This window comes from Sulfitobacter sp., assembly GCF_041552635.1.
Taxonomy (GTDB): domain Bacteria; phylum Pseudomonadota; class Alphaproteobacteria; order Rhodobacterales; family Rhodobacteraceae; genus Sulfitobacter.
In genome coordinates, this window is sequence record NZ_JBFEKM010000007.1 from 25,829 (window position 1) to 44,199 (window position 18,371).

Consider the following 18,371-nt stretch of genomic DNA (forward strand, 5'->3'; position numbering starts at 1 on the left):
ATGGCCTGCAGCTTCCCTTCACACAACCACTCGCCGGGCTTCTGCTCGTAATTGGGCTGCCATCGAGAAAGGCGGCCTGACAATGGCTAAACAGGTCATCGTTCTCTCGCACAGCCCCCAAGCTCCCGGTGAGACTCTCGGCAAGGTTTTCCTGCTGAAGCTTACCCTGAGCGATGCACAGTACACCCAAATCGTGCGCCTTTCTTTCACTTGAAAAATGGTTTCTGGCACAATCAATCAGTTCAAAAACCCAGCTAAGCCACCGAAGATTTCAAGTGGTTGGAACGGCCGCCATTATCACCAGTTTCGGCATTAATCTGGAAGGCCGAAACGATGTTTGTTAAGGCTTTGGCCTCTTGTGCCAGTGATTGATTTGTCGCAGCTGTTTCTTCAAACATTGCAGCATTTTTTTGCGTGGCTTGATCTAACCTGCTGACAGCGTCGTTAACTTCCGAAACGTTTTTGGACTGCTCGGTCGCAGATAAGGCGATGGTGTTCATTGCCTTGGATACCCGGCCAATACCTTCCGAAATTGTCGCAATTGAAACATCGGCCTTGCTCGTCAACGCGACCCCCCGTTCGACCGTTTCATTCGTTTCTTTGACTACGGTATTGATTTCGGACGCGGCTTCAGTGCAGCGCTGCGCCAAACTACGAACTTCTGAAGCAACCACTGCAAACCCTTGCCCTGCCTGGCCCGCACGAGCCGCTTCTACACCTGCATTGAGCGCCAAAAGATTTGTTTGGAACGCAATAGAATCAATGACATCAACTATCGATATAATCTTTGAGAACGACATCTCGACTTCGGCCATGGCCGATTTTGTTTCCATCACAACATTCCGACTAATAGCTGCGTCTTGTTCAACGCCACGTGCCGCTACATCTGCACTTGTCGCGCCTGCAGCTGAAACCGAAACGCTATTAGCGAGTTCACGGATTGCATTCGCAATCTTTTCGAGGGTCGCAGCGTTGGTTTCCGTACGCCGCCCCAAGTCACCAGATGCCATCGCAAGATGGGCAGAGCTGTCTTCAATAATCCCCGAACTATCTCGCAGCCGGATAATATGTTCCGCAAGTTGGGAAACGGCAGTATTAAAGTCCTGACGGAGCGCTTCGTATGGACCAGGAAACTTTGTTTTGATTTGATAAGTCAGATCACCAGCTGAAAGATGTGTCAGACCCTGAGCCAAAGCGGAAACGATTGTCTCTTGCTCCTGCATACGTTCTTTTCTTTCCGCTTCGATTTCAGCCTGCGCTCGTTGAGTTTTTTCAGCCTCTAAAGCTTTACGTTCTCTTTCCAATCTTTCACGTTCAGCGGTTTCATCTTGTTGCCGCCTTTCGTCTTCAAGTCTCAGCCTTTCAGCTTCACGTTCTGCTTCAATAGCGGCTTGATCCCTTCGCTTTTCTTCTTCTTGCAGCGCTTTGGTTTTTAAGGCTCCATCGCGGAATACATATAACGCTGCGGCGAGGCACCCTAGTTCACCAGATCCTTGACGCAAACCGGTGATTTCCGAAAGATCACCCGATGCCAGCCGCTCTGTTATAGATGTAACACGGTTCAATGGGCGCGTTACCATGGCCCAGACAAGAACGGGCGCAGCAAAGCCCAAAAGAGCGCTTAAAGCAGCGATCTTACCAAGCTGTAGCCCTGCGCCATCAACATCTGATTGCAAATTCTTCGCTGTCATGGCGATCTGATCCAATGCAACCTCGGACAATGCGCTTGTTTCCAATGCAATTGCATCCACAGCAGCGGCTGCATTCATCGCTGCCAGGGAAGCCGCTGCAACGGCGGCAAAAGACTGTCTACGAATATTCGCGATGCCGGTATCGACGGCCGCAAACGCGACGAGTTGGTTCACCATATCGACCGTATCCGCAGACCTATTGGACGCCAACTTTTGTATCATGGCAACCTCTGCCATCAATTCACTTTGCCTCTGGGAGAGTTCTGCCTCGTTGCGCGCAAGTGCTGCTGTCAGAATTTTTGCGAAGAACTGTTTCGTAGCGGCGTCGAGCTGTGCCTTTTCACGCATCCCTTTAACTTCAACGTTCAGCAATGTGTCTATGGATTGCGAGTTCGCTATTTTTGCGTCGTCAGTGCCGATGACCAAATTGAAATGGATATCGTCGAGTGCCGGCGAAAGAACGCGATCGACTTCGAGACGCGCCGCTAATATCTCATTCGAATTTGCAGCGTATCCAGTCGAGGTGAAAACTGTTTCGAAGATGCCAGTTGCGATTTGCAGAACGGGTAGAAGTTCAGAAAACTCAGGAGCGTCAGCATTCTCGTCTGCTTTGGCGCGCAACCGACTGATTGATGAATTCGCCAAGTCTGTGATGATTGACTTCAACCCAGATGAGTAAGTCTGTGACATTGTCAAAGCCAAACCAGACAAGAGGCCAACATCTGCGCGAATTTCCAACACGGTTTGATACATGTTGAAATCTTCTTCAACCAGCTTGGTCAACGTTTCGTCAATGACCTCAATCGTCTCTTCTCCTCGAATGGCCATGTCAAACAAAGCTGCATCCGATGCCTCCTCAAGTACCAAGCTGACAGAATCGGCGAGTTTGAACGCACGCTCGACCATCGCTGTCAGATCCTGCCCCCTCTGCAATTCACTTTCACGCGCGGTCAGAAGGTTCGCCAATGATAGCTCCACTTTTGACAGGTTTGAAACTTCCAAAATCCCGTCCGAAGTGGGGAGCTGTTCAAGAGCATCGGCAAAGGACGTCATGAGTGAGTGTACTTCGCCTTTTTTACGCTCCAACGCGGCTTCGCTTTCGACGATCAAAAGATCGGATAGCAAGCTTCGGGTTTGATCTGCAGCTGCTTTGACAACGGCAGTCGCGCGTAGCTCTGGAAGCCGGTCATTTGTCAGCGCAGTCATACTTTCATCAATTGACTGGAAAATCATCCAGCTGATCACAACCGCTGCTGCTGTCATTGCGACCATCGCCCCGAGTATAAAAGCAAGGCGTGCCATGATAGAATTAAGTATTCGACTGATGAACCGCATGATAAACGAAACCCTAGTTCCTAAAATTGAATATTGCGGATGGCACCGACGAGATCAGCACCATCCGATCTTTGGTTCAGCTGCCCGGGGCCATGGCTTCGAATGAGCCGTCTGCGCGGATACGCGTCAGGAAGACACTGTCAGAACCCTGATTGTCACCCGCGCCATAGCTTAGTGTCATTCCACCCAAATCAATCGTCCCTAGACCGCTGAGCGCCGCAAGATAGCCAGCGCGCGTGACATCGGCACCCGCATTCTCAAGCGCCTGGATTGCAAGGCGGCCGGTGATATAGCCCTCGAGCGAGACAAAACCGGGTTCCTCGTTTGCATCAAAGGATTTCAAGGCCGCCTGATAGGCTGCGACAACTGGCAAAGAGGCATCCCAAGGCTGCGGGACGACCTGACTGACGATGACACCGTCCCCCGCCTCGCCAAGCTCTGCGGCCAAGGCCTTTGAGCCAACAAAAGAAATTGTAACGAACACTGGGTCCATCTTCATTTTCTTGGAAAGCTTGATGAATTCGGCAAGTGGCTTGTAAGCGCCGACCATGACAACCGCTTCTGGTTCCGCTTTGCGGATCTCAAGCAACGCGGATTTCACCGCAAGCGTATTGCGGGTATAAGTCCCTTCTGCCGACAAGGTCATTCCACGGGCTTCGAGCGCTTTGTTCACGCCTGACAGACCCACGCGACCAAAGCCGTCATCCTGATAAAGGATCGCGATGTTTTTGAGGCCCAGATCGTCGACCAGATAATCAACCCACGCCTGCGTTTCAGCGTCATATGTGGCACGCATGTTGATCACATTTGACAGCGCTGGATCACGCAAGAAACCCGCCCCCGTAAACGGCCCGATCAAGGGTAGTTTCGCAGCGGTTGTAAGAGGTTGTGTCGCCTTTGTTGTCGGCGTGCCCACTGTGCCGATCAGCGCAAGATAATCATCGCTTTTGATCACTTTCGTCACCGCCTCGATCGAGCGACTAGGTTCATACCCGTCATCCATGCTGGTCAATTCTAACTTGCGACCGTGAACGCCGCCGGCAAGGTTGGCTTCGTTGAAAGCAGCCAACAGACCTTGCCGCATTCCCGTACCAAGGGCCGCCGCCGGACCATCAAGGGCAGCAACCTGAGCAAATCGGACAGAGGTTTGTTCGACCCCCTGATCAGCCAGAACCGGAGACGACAAGGCCAGAGCCGCCGCACAAGCAATCGTATGAGTAAGTTTGAACATTTCTCTTCCCGCAATTTGGACATATCTGCGGGATTGGTGATTGAGTAATCTCTACATTACATTAATCTGGATGCGCTAATCGACCTTCCCCACCTCGCCCCCTTCGCGCAGTATGGGCGTACCATGAGCTTAAATATATGCTTATAAAACATTATTTCTGCACCCTTCTGAATTGCGCTGTTCAATACATGCGCCTCATTTAAAAGACTCAATATTTAGAGAATCCCCTAAAGGTCGCGATTTAGAACCATGCTGCACAAGTCCCGCGTAGCGCCCGATCCTTGCCGTTTCCCATCGCTGCCCCCAGCCACTTGACTGATTCTTCCAACTGCAACCTTGGGAAATCATAAACATAAATCAGCAGGGCTCGCAGGCGCGGCCCGGACCCCTTACACGCATAAGAGAACGGCTAGCTTTACGGATGTTCGCTGATCTCGTAACGGGACTTTGCCAACCACTCGGGGCTGATCTCTACGCCCCATCCCGGCGCATCGGTGACACGTGCGTGACCGTCTTTGATCGCGTAGGGTGAGGCGACATATAGTCCGTCCTGCCACGGGTAGTAATCCGCGCCTTCGATAGAGAATTCCAGATATTTACCAGCATTGGGAAGCGCGCGCAAAAGATGCATCGTAAACAAGGTCACCAACGACCCGTTCGCACAATGGGGCGTCACCGGCAGGCCTGCTGCCTTGGCCATACCCGCCACCCGAAGCGTGCGGCAAATACCCCCCAGATACAGAATATCAGGCTGCACGATGTCCACGGCACGCATGTCAATCATGCGCTTCCATGTGGCCAGATCGCAATCCTGCTCTCCTCCGGACACGTCGATATCAAGCGCATCGGTGACCTGTTTGGTTTGCTCAAGCTCCCAATAGGGGCAAGGTTCCTCGTAATGGCAAAACCCGTGATCTTGCAGCATATGCCCGACCTCGATCGCGCGATCGGGGGCATAACAACTGTTGGCGTCAATCAGCAGATCAACGCCGTCGCCCAGTTCGCGGCGCATGGTGGGGATGATCTCTTCGGTGCGGCCCGGCCATTCGTCCTTATTGCGTCCGACCTCTGATCCCGCGCGCACCTTAAAGGCGTCAAACCCGTGTGTGTCGCGTAGTTTCTTCAGGCGCAGCGCCTCGTCTGCCGGGGTGATGTCGCGCTTCATCGAAGACGCATAGGCGCGGATCAACCCGACAGAACCGCCCAACAATTCAGCCACAGGTTTACCCTGCTGCTTGCCCCGCAAATCCCAGATCGCCGTGTCGACCCCGGCCATCGCGCGGCGCAGGTACGATCCGGGGAACTTATGTTCGCGCTCGGTCACAATATCCAGCAAATCATCAAGGTCGGTGGTGTCCTGCCCCAACATCCAAGGGGCAACCTGCCGGTGCAAAACCTGACATGTGATGTCCGAATGATAGGTCGACACCTGCCCCCAGCCTTGCGCGCCATCCTCGGCTGTGACCCGCACAAAACCAACGAATTCATTGGTGAAAGTCTCTATTGATTTCAGCTTCATCGCGTGTCCTTTCAGGATGTGGCGTCTTCCAAAATAAGGTCCGACGCCTTTTCACCGACCATGATCGCAGGCGCATTCGTGTTGCCGGTCGGTATGGTCGGAAAGATCGACGCATCTGCGACGCGCAGCCCCTGAATGCCATGCACCCGCAACCGGGCATCGACGACATTGCTGGACGCATCGCTGCCCATCCGGCAGGTCGAGCATTGGTGAAACACGGTCCAAGCGGACTTGCGCAGGTAGGCCGCGATATCCGCGTCATCGGTCACATTCGCGCCCGGCGACAGTTCGGATTGGATCACGGATCTCATGGCGGGCATATCGGCAATCTGGCGGATCAGTTTCGTGCCCGCCAACATCACGGCGCGGTCATGGTCCGTATCAAGGTAATTGGGATGCAGTTCAGGTGCCACCATCGGATCGGGCGACTGGATTTGCAGGTAGCCTGTGCTGGTCGGCTTGCACGGGTTGAACCCCATCAAAAAGCCCTGAAACGGGTCCGGGTTCATCAGCGGGCGTACCCCGACAGGCGCGCGGGTATAGCTGACGGGCGAAAAATACAGTTGCAGATCAGGGCCTTGCGATTGCTCGGACAAGCGCACAAAACCACCGCCTTGATTTAGGCTCAGCGACAGCGGCCCTTTGCGCTTCAGTGCATAGTGCGCGGCGGCGATGGCCTTGCCCCACAAGGGGCGCAGCTGCCGGTTCAGGCTGGGCACCTTCGAAACATAATAGTTGTCCGCCCCCAGATGGTCTTGCAGATTGCGCCCCACGTGGGGGGCGTCCAGCAGCACCGGAATACCGTGGTCTTGCAGCACGCCTGCGGGGCCGATGCCCGACAGTTGCAGCAGTTGCGGCGAATTGATCGCGCCCCCAGACAATACGATCTCGGCGCGGGCCGATGCGGTTTTGGTCTGACCGTTCTGGCGATATTCAACGCCGGTGGCACGCGTGCCGTCGAACAAGACCCGCGTCACATGGGCATGGGTCTGGATGCTCAGGTTTTGCCGGTTGCGGGCGGGGCGCAAATAACTGCGCGCAGCCGAGGCACGCCACCCGTCTTTGGTGGTGATCTGATAGCAAGCGGCACCCTCCATAACCGGACCATTGTAATCAGGGTTCGTCGGGATCCCGGCCTGTGCTGCCGCCTGCAAATAGGTGTTCGTCAGCGGATGCACCTCTTGGGTCACATCATGCACGGACAACGGCCCGCCTACGCCACGCGCATCGCTGGCCGGACCATCCCAATCTTCCATACGGCGGAAAATAGGTTCGATATCGTCCCAGCCCCAACCGGCCGCGGCGGCATTCCATTCGGCATAATCGCGTTGATGACCCCGCACATAAACCATCGCGTTTATCGAACTTGACCCGCCCAGAACCTTGCCGCGCGGCCAATAGGACCGCTGGCCATCAAGGCCTACAATCGGTTCGGTCGTGTATTTCCAGTTCACTCGGTCATCATAATAGACCTTGCCATAGCCAATCGGCACCTGAACCCAAAGACTGCTGTCAGCCCCACCGGCCTCAAGCAACAGAACGCTGAACTGACCGCTTTGCGACAAACGGTTGGCCAAAACAGACCCTGCCGACCCTGCGCCGACAATCACATAATCAAATTGGTCCAAATCACTTCTCCGACGGGCTACCCAGACATCCGCCAAGGGATCATCATTGTGCACCCGATGACAATCATAAATTTCAAACCTTCATTTGAACGTGACTGCGCCTGACCATATTTCATCCACGGCTGTACCGCCCTTTCAAGGGCGTGAATCCCAGATCCACTACAGTTTGGAAATTAAACCTCGGATTGGGCGGGTTGTGCCCTAAGTAATGCAGCTAACATCGCGTCAACGTCCTTTGAACGTCGAGAAAAAGATGGGGAAACACCGTGAACCGCTACTACTCTGGCCCTACCAGCCACAATTTTGACGGCACCCGCTTTTACTCGCCGGGGCAACCCTCGGCTGACAAAAGCCTGACTGATCTGTGGCGGTGGCGTCGCGGGGGCGACAAGGCAATCTGGCCAAAGCACGTCGCCATCACCCCGCAAACCCCGCCCGCGCGGAGCGATGTTGCGCGGATCACCATGGTTGGGCATGCGTCGATGTTAATTCAGGTGGCCGGGGTCAATCTGCTGACCGACCCGGTCTGGTCCGACCGCGCCAGCCCCCTCAGCTTTGCCGGTCCGAAGCGGGTCACTGCACCGGGGATTGCGTTTGCCGATCTGCCCCCCATCGACGCGGTACTTCTGAGCCACAATCACTATGATCACCTTGACCTTGCCACACTGGGCAAACTGCACAGCGGTCATCGCCCGTTGATGGTGATGCCGCTTGGCAATGATGCAATCGTTAAGACGGCTGTGCAGGACGCTCGGATCGAAACCGGCGACTGGCATGACAACATCAAGGTTGCCCCCGATGTCACAGTGACGTTGACGCCCGCCAACCATTGGTCAGCACGCGGCATTGCAGACAGACGGATGGCCCTTTGGAGCGGGTTCTGGATTCATACGCCGCATGCGCAGATCTGGTTTGTCGGGGACACCGGATATGGCGATGGCGCGATATTTCACGACATTCGCCGGCGGCATGGTTCTCCGGATATCGCCATTATCCCGATCGGTGCCTATGAGCCACGCTGGTTCATGTCTGCCCAGCATGTCGCCCCCGAGGAATCCCTGCGGATTTTTCACGATGTCGGGGCAAAACAAGCCCTTGGGATGCATTGGGGGACGTTTCAGCTGACCGATGAAGCGCGGGACGCCCCCAAGGAACTGCTCTATGCAAGTCTGGCCGAGGCCGATATCCCTGCAGAACGCTTTGTTGCCCTAGATGCAGGTGACGTGCATCTTCACGGAATTTGATCGGGGGGCAAAACGCGATTGGCGTCGGGATGCGTCAAAACACAGTTGGCCCCCTGCGCTGGCGGTTCACCACCAGCGCAGGGGAGACGGATCAGGCGTAGATCGCCAGCCGGATGGCATAGGCAACAACACCAAGTGCCAGAACACTTGCCAGCCAGATCGCGATGAACCATCCGATCCGGCGCAAACTGCCCTGCGCCATCAGTGATACCCCTCGTTCGGGTCAATCTTGCCGCGGAAAACCCAGTAGGCATAGGCGGTGTAGGCAAGGATCATCGGGACCAGCACGACGGTACCTACCAGTGCAAAGCGCAAGCTTTTGTCTGGTGCCGCGGCCTCAACGATGGTGAGGCTTGGCGGCACTATATTGGGGTAAAAGCTGATCCCGATGCCGATAAAACACAGCACAAAAATGCTGATGGCGGCCAGAAAAGGCTGCGCATCCTTGCCAGCATTCAACCCCGTGAAGAGCGCCCATGCAGCGGCCAGAACCGCCCCCGGCATCAGCACGCTCAAGATACTGCCGGGCAGATTGAACCAACGGTTAAAGTATTCAGGGTCCTGAAACGGCGTCAGGATGCTGACGATCCCGATAAAGCCAAGGGTCACGGCCCCAAGCCACCACGCCAGCCCTTGCATGTGGCGTTGCAGACGCCCTTCGGTCTTGAGGATGATCCATGTTGCGCCAAGCAGGGCATAGCCGACAACAACCGCCAATCCAGTCAGGACAGAAAACACGCTAAGCCAGTCCCACCAGCCGCCAGCATAGGCACGATCCGCCACTTCGATTCCCTGCACCAACGCGCCCAGCGCAATCCCCTGCATAAAGGCCGCAACGATCGACCCGCCAAAGAATGCAACGTCCCAGACCGGCTTCCAACGTTCGGTGCGCCAGCGGTATTCGAACGCAACACCGCGAAAGATCAGCGCCAGCAGCATCAGGATAATAGGCATATATAGCGCAGGCATGATGACGGCATAGGCCAGAGGGAAAACAGCGAATAGCCCGCCGCCCCCCAACACCAGCCACGTTTCGTTGCCATCCCAGATCGGCGCAATTGAATTCATCATCGTGGCCTTTTCGGTTTCATCCTCTGCAAGCGGCGAAAGGATACCGACCCCAAGGTCGAACCCGTCAAGGATCACATAGGTCAGGACTGCAAATGCAATGATCCCGGCCCAGATAAAGGAAAGTTCAAACATCGTAAGGCTCCTTATTCGCCTGGGGTTGCATCGGCTTCAGCCTGCTGGACAGGGGTAATGCCAGCGGTGCGGATCGGACCATCCTTGAGGCCTAGATACAGGGTCCCCGCAGGTTTGTTCATCATCCGCAGCAGATAGAACGTCCCCGCACCAAAGATAAAGAAATACACCACGATGAAGGCAAGCAGCGACGCGGCCACAGCAGGGGCAGCAACCGGCGCAAGGCTGTCAGAGGTGCGCAACAGGCCATAGACCGTGAACGGCTGGCGGCCCACTTCGGTTGTGATCCAGCCCGCAAGAACTGCGACAAAGCCCATCGGCCCCATCACGATTGCCACCCGGTGCAACCAACGGTCCTCGTATAGCTGACCACGTATCCGGCGCAGCACGCTCCATGCGCCCAGACCAAGCATCGCAAAGCCAAGGCCGACCATGATACGAAAGCTCCAGAATACGATCGCGACAGGCGGTTCGTCTTCGTCTGGAATGGTATCAAGACCGGCAAGCGGCGCGTTCAGATCATGCTTGAGGATCAAACTAGAGAGTTTGGGTATTTCAATCGCATAATCGATCCGCTTTTCAGCCGGGTTCGGGATCCCGAACAAGATCAGCGGTGCGCCATCGGGGTGGCTCTCATAGTGCCCCTCCATGGCCATGATCTTAACCGGCTGATGTTCGAGCGTGTTGATCCCATGAAAGTCCCCCGCGAGGATTTGCAGCGGTGCTACAAAGATCAGCATCCACATCGCCATCGAGAACATCCGCCGCGCTGGCGCGTCTTGGCGGTTGCGTAACAGGTGCAGCCCGCCCACGCCCCCGACAACAAGGGCGGTTGTCAGATAAGCAGCCAAAACCATGTGAACCAAGCGGTACGGGAAGGACGGGTTAAAGACGATCTGCCACCAGTCTTCGGGAACAAACTGGCCCAGTTCGTTGATGCTGTAGCCCGCAGGTGTTTGCATCCAAGAGTTCACGGACAAAATCCATGTGGCCGACATCAGTGTGCCAAAGGCCACCATCGCCGTGGCGAACATGTGCAGCTTGTCGCCCACACGTTCCCGTCCGAACAGCATGATGCCAAGAAATCCCGCCTCTAGGAAAAACGCCGACAGAACCTCGTAAGCCATCAATGGGCCAAGGACCGGGCCGGTCTTGTCGGAAAACACCGACCAATTGGTCCCGAATTGGTAGGACATCACAATGCCCGACACGACGCCCATGCCGAAAGCCACGGCGAAAATCTTTTTCCAATAGTTGAACAGGGTCAAATACCTGTCGTCTTTCGTCCACAGCCACGACCCGTTCAGCACGGCTAGATAACTGGCCAGCCCTATTGAGAAGGCCGGAAAAATGATGTGAAACGATACCGTAAATGCGAATTGCATCCGGGCCAGCGTTTCTGCGGTCATACCGTCAAACATGGTGTCTGCCTCTTTGGATTGGCCGATGCCCTGCCCATATGACAGGGCACCGGTAAAATATGTCAGTTCCCCTGCGGGCCAAAATCGGCAGCGGTAATGACACCGTCGCCATCGCGATCAATCTGAGCCATCCAAGCGCCAGATTTGGAGATGAATTCTTCTTTTGATACTTCGCCATCGGCGTCGATGTCATTAAACTCAAGGGTCAGGCCTTGTTGCATGCGCCCCCCGCCGTTGCCGTGGCCTGCGGCATTGTTTTCCATGTCAGCCGCCCGTGTTTCATCAAACAGCACATATTCTTTGGCATTTAGGTAATTGTTATCATCCTGATCGAACATCGCAAACACATCCCCGCGTCGTTCGGTGATCTCTTCGAGGGAAACATCGCCGTTTCCATCCAAATCCCAGTTCTCGATAAAGTGGGAGCCCGGAGTGGTTTCGGCAAAACCGGCGAGTGGGGTCAAAGCAACAAGCGTTGCAAACATAGCTAACTTGGTCATGATATTTCCAAACTTATAAGATGTCAGAATTACAGTTTTACGGTGCGCAGATAGGGGCGGATGGTTTCAAAACCTTGCGGGAAAGCTTTGGTTGCGTCCGCATCTGTCACTGAGGGCGGGATGATGACCTTTTGACCGGGCACCCAATCGGCGGGGGTGGCGATCTTGAACGTGTCGCCGGTCTGCAATGCGTCAATGACGCGCAAAATCTCGTCGAAATTGCGGCCGACGCTCATCGGATAGGTCATGGTCAGACGAATTTTCTTGCCTGGGTCAATGATATAGACCGACCGCACAGCGGCTGTTTCACTTTCGGTCGGGTGGATCATGTCATAAAGCTTGGCGATCTTAAGATCGGCGTCAGCCACAATCGGGAAACGCAGGGTGGTATTTTGCGTGTCGTTGACATCTTCGATCCATTTCACATGCTCTGCCACGGTATCGGTGGACAGCCCGATCGGTTTTACGCCACGGGCTGCAAACTCTTCTGCCAGTTGCGCAGTGCGCCCCATTTCGGTTGTGCAAACAGGTGTGAAATCGGCTGGGTGGCTAAAAAAGAACGCCCAGTCGGTTCCGATCCAGTCGTGAAACGTGATCGGACCGGTCGTTGTATCCGCAGAAAAGTTCGGGGCTGTATCACCAAGTCTAAGGCTCATGTTGTATATCCTATATTTCAAATATTGGTTTAATCATGAGTTAGCTTGGGCCACTTACAAAAGCAATACTTTGAATGTATCTTTTAGGTGCGACAAGAGGATGCACCATGAAACTGACCAGTTATACCAATTACGCAATGCGCTCGTTGCAGCTTGCGGCGATCAAATCCCCCAATCTCGTCCGCGTTGATGATGTGGCACAAATCCACAACCTTTCGCGGCCGCATATCATGAAGATCGTGCATGAACTTGGCAAAGCCGGATATCTGGAAACTGTGCGCGGGCGCGGGGGTGGTTTTCGTCTGGCGCGTGACCCACGCGACATCATCGTCGGCGACGTGGTGCGCATCACCGAAGGTCCGTTGGACGTGGTCGAATGTTTCAACCCCGAAAAGAATTCATGCCCTCTGATCGGCATCTGCATTCTGTCGCGAAAGATGCAAGAGGCAACAGCCGCCTTTATGGCGGTGTTGGACGATCTGACCATCGCAGACATCGCCGCGAACAAGGGGCAGTTGCTGGACCGGATCGCACCGCTGGAATTTCCACCGATGGGCAAGGTGCCACAATGACCACTGAAAATGAATGGGTCGAGCGTTTCCCGGGGCTGGCGCGCCTTGAAACGTCGGCAAAGAAACGCATCATGGCGCAAAGCGCATTGGTCGAGGTCCCGCAAGGGACAACAATCTTTGGTCCGGGAAAATCACCCGAGAACATGCTATTCCTCTTAAAAGGCACCGTCAGGGTGCAGCAAGTGTCGGACACGGGCCACGAAATCGTTCTGTACCGGATACATGCAGGCGAAAGCTGCGTCCTGACGACTGCCTGCCTGCTGGCCTACGAAGATTATTCAGCAGCTGGCATTGCAGAAACGCCGGTACAGGCCGCTGCCATCCCCCGCGATGTGTTCGATGATCTTGTCGGGCAGTCAAAATCGTTCCGTGACTTTGTGTTTGCCGCGTTTTCCAAGCGCATCACGGATCTGTTCTTGATGATAGACGAAGTGGCCTTCCAAAAGCTGGATGTGCGCCTTGCGGACAAGCTGATTGCCCTTGCCAATGACGACAATGTCGTCGCGACCACGCATCAAAAACTATCTGTTGAATTGGGCACCGCCCGCGAGGTCATCTCGCGACAGCTTCAGGAATTTCAGCGGCGCGGCTGGGTCGAACAGGCCCGCGGCAGCGTCACCCTAACGGACCGCACACAGCTTGCACGGCTGGCGCGTCACAACAACTAACCAATTTTCTTCGCTTGTCGGCACGGCTTGGTGACAATGTCACCGAACATTACCCTCCAAAAGGTCTATGTAGAATGTGACTTTTATAGGAGAGAGCAAAATGACTACGAATATTGGCACAATAGATCGCGTTTTCCGCTTTGTTTTGGGGATTATCTTGCTGGCCGCTCCGTTTGTCAGCGGTCTGGATTTGTTCAACTCAAGCACTACGACCATCATTTCCGTCATCGTGGGCCTTGTCATGGTCGGTACATCGGCACTGAAGTTCTGCCCGCTTTACCGCATCTTCGGCATCAAGACCTGCAAGCTCTGATCAAAGGCGCGTCAGCCGCTGTCCGCGAGCCGGGCAGCAGCCGCGTTTTGCATCAAGCTCACTCAATTTCAAGGAAATCCCATGACCTATCCCATAGATATGTCCGTCAAACCTGAGGTTTCAGCCCATTTTGACGCGGCAACCAACACCATCAGCTATATCGTCAAAGATCCAAACAGCGATCATTGTGCCATTATCGACAGCGTGATGGACATTGACTATGCCGCTGGCCGGATCACCTATGATCACGCCAATGCGCTAATCGCCGAGGTGCAGGACCGCGGCCTGACCCTTGACTGGATCATCGAAACCCACGTCCATGCCGACCACCTAAGCGCAGCGCCCTACATCCAGCAAAAGCTGGGCGGCAAGATCGGCGTAGGCGACAAGATCATGGTGGTGCAGGAAACCTTTGGCAAAGTGTTCAACGAAGGCACCGAATTCCAGCGCGACGGATCGCAATTTGATGCGTTGTTCAAAGATGGCGACACCTACCAGATCGGTACAATGCAGGCGTTTGCGATGTACACCCCCGGTCATACGCCCGCGTGTATGGTCCATGTCCTCGGCAACGCCGCCTTTGTGGGTGACACGCTGTTCATGCCCGATGGCGGCTCTGCGCGCGCGGATTTCCCCGGCGGAGACGCGGGTGTGCTTTTTGACAGCATTCAAAAGGTACTGTCGCTGCCCGACGATATGCGTTTGCTGATGTGTCATGACTACGGCCCGAACGGGCGTACGATCGCATGGGAAACCACTGTGGCCGCGCAAAAGGCCGACAACATTCACGTCGGCGGCGGCAAAACCCGCGCTGATTTCATCAAATTTCGCACGGAACGCGACGCCAGTCTGGCCATGCCCAAGCTGATCATCCCGTCTTTGCAGGTTAACATGCGCGCCGGAGAGGTTCCGAAAGATCCGGACGGCAACCCAATGCTAAAAGTACCGATTAACGCCATCTGATCAGGGAGAGAGATCATGGATATCAAAAAACTGACGGCGGGCCTGTCTGTGAGCGAGCAGATCATGCCCGCAGATTTGCAAACGATCAAAGACGCGGGCTTTCGCGCCATCATCTGCAACCGTCCCGACGGCGAAGGGTCCGACCAGCCGACGTTCGATGAAATCTCGAAAGCTGCTAAAAAGGCAGGGCTTGAAGCAGCCTATTTGCCGATTGTGTCTGGCAAGGTCACAGATGACGACGCTGCGGCATTCGACAAGACGATGGCGGAATTGCCCGGTCCGGTTCTGGCCTATTGCCGCACCGGCACCCGGTCCGCAACGCTTTGGTCGCTGGCCCAAGCAGACAGCCGTGACCTTGCCGATATCCTCGCCATCACGAAAACGGCAGGATACGACATGGCGGGCGTCGTGCGCCGCATTGTCAACGGGGGCAAAACCCCGACGGATACGGGCGATGCCAGCTTTGAAGTCGTGATCGTCGGCGCGGGTGCCGGTGGGATCGCTGCGGCGGCCAGTCTGAAGTCGCGACGGCCCGGACTGGAAATTGCGATCATCGATCCGGCTGACATTCACTATTACCAACCCGGCTGGACCATGGTCGGCGGCGGTGTCTTCGAAGCCGAACAGACCTCGCGGACCATGGGGTCGCTGATCCCGCAGGGCGTGCACTGGATCAAATCCGCCGTTGCCGCGTTCGAGCCCGAAAATAACGCCGTAATCTTGGATGGCTGCCGTGTCGTAAAATACAAACGTCTGATCGTTTGCCCCGGCATCAAGCTGGACTGGAACAAGATCGAAGGTCTTGTCGAGACCCTTGGCCAGAACGGGGTCACGTCGAACTACCGCTATGACCTTGCGCCCTATACTTGGAAGCTTGTCGAGGGCATGAAACAAGGCCGCGCGATCTTTACCCAGCCGCCGATGCCGATCAAATGCGCAGGTGCCCCCCAAAAGGCAATGTATCTGTCGGGCGATGCGTGGTTCCGGCGCGGCGTGCTCAAGAATATCGACATTCAATTCAACAACGCGGGCGGCGTGTTGTTCGGTGTCAAAGACTACGTGCCCGCCTTGATGGACTACGTCAAGAAATACGACGCGCATCTCAACTTCTTCCACAATCTGGTCGCCGTGGATGGGCCCGCCAAAAAAGCATGGTTCGATGTGGCCAAGCCGGACATGCCCGTCGAGCGGATCGAGATGGAATTCGACATGATGCATGTTTGCCCGCCGCAAACAGCGCCTGACTTCATCCGCGTTTCGCCGCTTGCCGATGCCGCAGGTTGGGTCGATGTGGATCAAGCAACGTTACGCCATAAAACCTATGATAATGTCTGGTCTTTGGGCGATGTGATGAACGCGCCCAATGCCAAAACAATGGCCGCTGCCCGCATTCAGGCCCCCATCGTTGCTGAAAACATCGTGGCAGATATCCGGGGAAAATCGCCGGTTGCCCAATATAACGGGTATGGATCCTGCCCGCTGACAGTCGAGCGGGGAAAAATCGTTCTGGCCGAATTCGGCTATGGCGGGACGATGTTGCCCAGCTTTCCCAAAGCGATCATTGACGGCACAAAACCTTCACGTGCCGCTTGGTTCCTCAAGGAAAAGGTGCTGCCGCCAATCTATTGGCAAGGCATGCTCAAGGGTCGTGAATGGATGGCCAAACCCGAAAAAGTCAACGTCACCTGATTAGAAGAAATGCCCCCCGCGCGCCTTGCGGGGGGCCTGAACTCCAGAGAATATCATGAAAACTACCCTGACGCGTTACCTGCCCATTCTGACCTGGGGGCGGGAGTACAATCGCTCTGCCCTGTCAGGCGACCTTGTTGCCGCGTTGATCGTGACAATCATGTTGATCCCGCAATCGCTGGCCTACGCCTTGCTGGCGGGTCTGCCTGCCGAGGCGGGCCTTTATGCCTCGATCGCGCCGATCATCCTTTACACCATCTTCGGCACCAGCCGCGCTTTGGCAGTTGGACCTGTTGCCGTCGTGTCGTTGATGACCGCTGCCGCGCTTAGCAATATCGTCGAACAGGGCACTATGGGTTATGCGGTTGCGGCGCTGTCGCTGGCGGCGCTCTCTGGCATAATACTGCTGGCCATGGGGTTGTTCCGCCTTGGCTTTGTGGCGAATTTTCTGTCCCACCCCGTTATCGCAGGCTTTATCACCGCCTCGGGCATCATCATTGCAGCAAGCCAGCTCAAGCATATCCTTGGCATCAATGCCGAAGGCCATACCCTGCTGGATCTGGTGATTTCGCTGACCCAGCATTTGTCCGAGACAAACTGGATCACCGCGCTGATCGGCATCCTTGCCACCGGTTTCCTATTTTGGGTGCGCAAGGGACTGAAACCCCTGTTGCAGCGCTTTGGCCTGTCTGATGGCCTGACCGGCGTGTTTGTAAAGACCGGCCCTGTTGCCGTTGTCGTGGCGACGACTGCGGCGGTCTGGGCCCTGGGTCTGGCCGACAAGGGCGTCAAGATCGTTGGCGACGTCCCGCAAAGCCTGCCACCTTTGACTCTACCGTCATTCTCGCCCGAACTGCTGGGCCAGCTTTTGCTTCCTGCTTTCCTGATCTCGATCATCGGCTTTGTGGAATCGATCTCTGTAGCGCAGACCCTTGCGGCCAAAAAGCGCCAGCGCATCGACCCCAATCAAGAACTGATCGGGCTTGGCGCGGCCAATATTGGCGCATCTCTCACAGGCGGGTTTCCAGTCACCGGCGGGTTTTCACGGTCCGTCGTAAACTATGATGCCGGCGCTGAAACGCCTGCTGCCGGGGCATTTACCGCTGTCGGTCTGGCCATTGCGGCCCTTGCGTTGACGCCATTGATCTACTTCCTGCCCAAGGCCACTTTGGCCGCCACCATCATCGTCGCTGTTCTAAGCCTCGTGGACTTCTCCATTCTCAAGCGCAGTTGGAATTATTCCAAAGCAGACTTTGCCGCAGTATTGGCCACGATGGTCCTGACCCTTTTGCTGGGTGTCGAAGCGGGGGTTTCAGCCGGTGTCGGCTTGTCGATCCTGTTGCATCTGTACAAATCCTCGACACCGCATATCGCCGAAGTCGGCCAAGTGCCCGGGACTGAACATTACCGCAACATCCTGCGCCACGATGTCCTGACCGACCCCGCCATCGTCACCTTGCGCGTGGATGAAAGCCTATATTTTGCCAATGCCCGTTTCCTTGAGGAAAAGATCCACAACCGCGTGGCCGCAGACAAAAACATCCGCCATGTGATCCTGCAATGCTCAGCAATCAACGAAATCGACCTGAGCGCATTGGAATCCCTTGAGGCGATAAACGCCAGACTGCGCGAAATGGGCGTGCAACTGCACCTGTCCGAGGTCAAAGGCCCCGTGATGGACCGCCTCAAACGCGAACATTTTCTGGCAGAGCTGACTGGCAAGGTTTTCCTTTCGCAA

General features: G+C 55.5%; 17 protein-coding genes. 8 read left to right on the plus strand and 9 right to left on the minus strand.

Annotation, left to right across the window (positions count from 1 at the left end; all coding sequences use genetic code 11):
• Positions 1 to 82: 82 nt before the first annotated feature.
• Positions 83 to 214 carry a hypothetical protein gene (locus tag ABYT07_RS01595; RefSeq protein WP_372988911.1) on the plus strand — a complete coding sequence of 44 codons (132 nt, stop codon included), beginning with the start codon at positions 83 to 85 and terminating at the stop codon, positions 212 to 214.
• 40 nt (positions 215 to 254) lie between these two features.
• On the opposite strand, the gene ABYT07_RS01600 is transcribed toward ABYT07_RS01595, so the two are convergent.
• The 4 genes from ABYT07_RS01600 to ABYT07_RS01615 all read right to left on the minus strand — a co-directional run bounded on the left by ABYT07_RS01600 (position 255) and on the right by ABYT07_RS01615 (position 7,404).
• Positions 255 to 2,954, minus strand: a complete 2,700-nt coding sequence (locus tag ABYT07_RS01600) for a methyl-accepting chemotaxis protein (RefSeq protein ID WP_372988913.1) — start codon at positions 2,952 to 2,954, stop codon at positions 255 to 257.
• A gap of 148 nt (positions 2,955 to 3,102) precedes the next feature.
• Positions 3,103 to 4,257 carry an ABC transporter substrate-binding protein gene (locus tag ABYT07_RS01605; protein WP_372988915.1) on the minus strand — a complete coding sequence of 385 codons (1,155 nt, stop codon included), beginning with the start codon at positions 4,255 to 4,257 and terminating at the stop codon, positions 3,103 to 3,105.
• Between the two features lie 415 nt (positions 4,258 to 4,672).
• Positions 4,673 to 5,776: a mandelate racemase/muconate lactonizing enzyme family protein gene (locus tag ABYT07_RS01610; RefSeq protein WP_372988917.1), complete on the minus strand. Its 1,104-nt coding sequence runs from the start codon at positions 5,774 to 5,776 to the stop codon at positions 4,673 to 4,675.
• Positions 5,777 to 5,787: 11 nt separating this feature from the next.
• The gene (locus tag ABYT07_RS01615) at positions 5,788 to 7,404 is read right to left on the minus strand and encodes a GMC family oxidoreductase (RefSeq protein ID WP_372988919.1); all 1,617 of its coding nucleotides are present in this window, start codon (positions 7,402 to 7,404) and stop codon (positions 5,788 to 5,790) included.
• Between the two features lie 266 nt (positions 7,405 to 7,670).
• Here ABYT07_RS01615 and ABYT07_RS01620 point away from each other — a divergent pair, with 266 nt between their 5' ends.
• The gene (locus ABYT07_RS01620) at positions 7,671 to 8,648 is read left to right on the plus strand and encodes an MBL fold metallo-hydrolase (protein ID WP_372988921.1); all 978 of its coding nucleotides are present in this window, start codon (positions 7,671 to 7,673) and stop codon (positions 8,646 to 8,648) included.
• A gap of 91 nt (positions 8,649 to 8,739) precedes the next feature.
• Here ABYT07_RS01620 and ABYT07_RS01625 read toward each other — a convergent pair whose 3' ends face one another.
• The 5 genes from ABYT07_RS01625 to ABYT07_RS01645 form a co-directional block, all read right to left on the minus strand.
• Positions 8,740 to 8,850 (minus strand): DUF2474 family protein, encoded by a 111-nt coding sequence (locus ABYT07_RS01625; protein ID WP_372988923.1) that lies wholly within the window; start codon positions 8,848 to 8,850, stop codon positions 8,740 to 8,742.
• On the minus strand, positions 8,850 to 9,851 hold the full coding sequence (gene cydB / locus ABYT07_RS01630; RefSeq protein WP_372988925.1) for a cytochrome d ubiquinol oxidase subunit II: 1,002 nt from the start codon (positions 9,849 to 9,851) through the stop codon (positions 8,850 to 8,852). The genes ABYT07_RS01625 and cydB overlap by 1 nt, the downstream gene beginning before the upstream one ends.
• Positions 9,852 to 9,862: 11 nt before the next feature.
• On the minus strand, positions 9,863 to 11,272 hold the full coding sequence (locus ABYT07_RS01635) for a cytochrome ubiquinol oxidase subunit I (RefSeq protein ID WP_372988928.1): 1,410 nt from the start codon (positions 11,270 to 11,272) through the stop codon (positions 9,863 to 9,865).
• A gap of 62 nt (positions 11,273 to 11,334) precedes the next feature.
• Entirely contained in the window at positions 11,335 to 11,772 is a 438-nt protein-coding gene (locus tag ABYT07_RS01640; RefSeq protein ID WP_372988930.1) for an EF-hand domain-containing protein, read from the minus strand.
• A gap of 29 nt (positions 11,773 to 11,801) precedes the next feature.
• The gene (locus tag ABYT07_RS01645; protein ID WP_372988932.1) at positions 11,802 to 12,428 is read right to left on the minus strand and encodes a peroxiredoxin; all 627 of its coding nucleotides are present in this window, start codon (positions 12,426 to 12,428) and stop codon (positions 11,802 to 11,804) included.
• Positions 12,429 to 12,535: 107 nt separating this feature from the next.
• On the opposite strand from ABYT07_RS01645, the gene ABYT07_RS01650 reads away from it, so the two are divergent.
• From ABYT07_RS01650 to ABYT07_RS01675, 6 genes are all read left to right on the plus strand, one after another.
• Entirely contained in the window at positions 12,536 to 13,000 is a 465-nt protein-coding gene (locus ABYT07_RS01650) for an Rrf2 family transcriptional regulator (protein ID WP_372988934.1), read from the plus strand.
• On the plus strand, positions 12,997 to 13,668 hold the full coding sequence (locus tag ABYT07_RS01655) for a Crp/Fnr family transcriptional regulator (RefSeq protein WP_372988936.1): 672 nt from the start codon (positions 12,997 to 12,999) through the stop codon (positions 13,666 to 13,668). The genes ABYT07_RS01650 and ABYT07_RS01655 overlap by 4 nt, the downstream gene beginning before the upstream one ends.
• A 100-nt stretch (positions 13,669 to 13,768) precedes the next feature.
• On the plus strand, positions 13,769 to 13,981 hold the full coding sequence (locus tag ABYT07_RS01660; RefSeq protein WP_372988938.1) for a DUF2892 domain-containing protein: 213 nt from the start codon (positions 13,769 to 13,771) through the stop codon (positions 13,979 to 13,981).
• A gap of 81 nt (positions 13,982 to 14,062) precedes the next feature.
• Positions 14,063 to 14,944, plus strand: coding sequence for an MBL fold metallo-hydrolase (locus tag ABYT07_RS01665; protein ID WP_372988940.1), 882 nt, complete (start codon positions 14,063 to 14,065; stop codon positions 14,942 to 14,944).
• 15 nt (positions 14,945 to 14,959) lie between these two features.
• Positions 14,960 to 16,633 (plus strand): TIGR01244 family sulfur transferase, encoded by a 1,674-nt coding sequence (locus ABYT07_RS01670; protein WP_372988943.1) that lies wholly within the window; start codon positions 14,960 to 14,962, stop codon positions 16,631 to 16,633.
• Between the two features lie 55 nt (positions 16,634 to 16,688).
• A partial coding sequence (locus tag ABYT07_RS01675) for a SulP family inorganic anion transporter (RefSeq protein ID WP_372988945.1) occupies positions 16,689 to 18,371 on the plus strand: 1,683 nt, incomplete at its 3' end.

Excerpts from the sequence above, each read along its gene's own strand:
- ABYT07_RS01595 (WP_372988911.1), top strand. The coding sequence starts at position 83 with ATGGCTAAACAGGTCATCGTTCTCTCGCACAGCCCCCAAGCTCCCGGT.
- ABYT07_RS01600 (WP_372988913.1), bottom strand. The coding sequence starts at position 2,954 with ATGACAGCAGCAGCGGTTGTGATCAGCTGGATGATTTTCCAGTCAATT.
- ABYT07_RS01605 (WP_372988915.1), bottom strand. The coding sequence starts at position 4,257 with ATGTTCAAACTTACTCATACGATTGCTTGTGCGGCGGCTCTGGCCTTG.
- ABYT07_RS01610 (WP_372988917.1), bottom strand. The coding sequence starts at position 5,776 with ATGAAGCTGAAATCAATAGAGACTTTCACCAATGAATTCGTTGGTTTT.
- ABYT07_RS01625 (WP_372988923.1), bottom strand. The coding sequence starts at position 8,850 with ATGGCGCAGGGCAGTTTGCGCCGGATCGGATGGTTCATCGCGATCTGG.
- cydB (WP_372988925.1), bottom strand. The coding sequence starts at position 9,851 with ATGTTTGAACTTTCCTTTATCTGGGCCGGGATCATTGCATTTGCAGTC.
- ABYT07_RS01635 (WP_372988928.1), bottom strand. The coding sequence starts at position 11,272 with ATGTTTGACGGTATGACCGCAGAAACGCTGGCCCGGATGCAATTCGCA.
- ABYT07_RS01640 (WP_372988930.1), bottom strand. The coding sequence starts at position 11,772 with ATGACCAAGTTAGCTATGTTTGCAACGCTTGTTGCTTTGACCCCACTC.
- ABYT07_RS01645 (WP_372988932.1), bottom strand. The coding sequence starts at position 12,428 with ATGAGCCTTAGACTTGGTGATACAGCCCCGAACTTTTCTGCGGATACA.
- ABYT07_RS01650 (WP_372988934.1), top strand. The coding sequence starts at position 12,536 with ATGAAACTGACCAGTTATACCAATTACGCAATGCGCTCGTTGCAGCTT.
- ABYT07_RS01655 (WP_372988936.1), top strand. The coding sequence starts at position 12,997 with ATGACCACTGAAAATGAATGGGTCGAGCGTTTCCCGGGGCTGGCGCGC.
- ABYT07_RS01660 (WP_372988938.1), top strand. The coding sequence starts at position 13,769 with ATGACTACGAATATTGGCACAATAGATCGCGTTTTCCGCTTTGTTTTG.
- ABYT07_RS01665 (WP_372988940.1), top strand. The coding sequence starts at position 14,063 with ATGACCTATCCCATAGATATGTCCGTCAAACCTGAGGTTTCAGCCCAT.
- ABYT07_RS01670 (WP_372988943.1), top strand. The coding sequence starts at position 14,960 with ATGGATATCAAAAAACTGACGGCGGGCCTGTCTGTGAGCGAGCAGATC.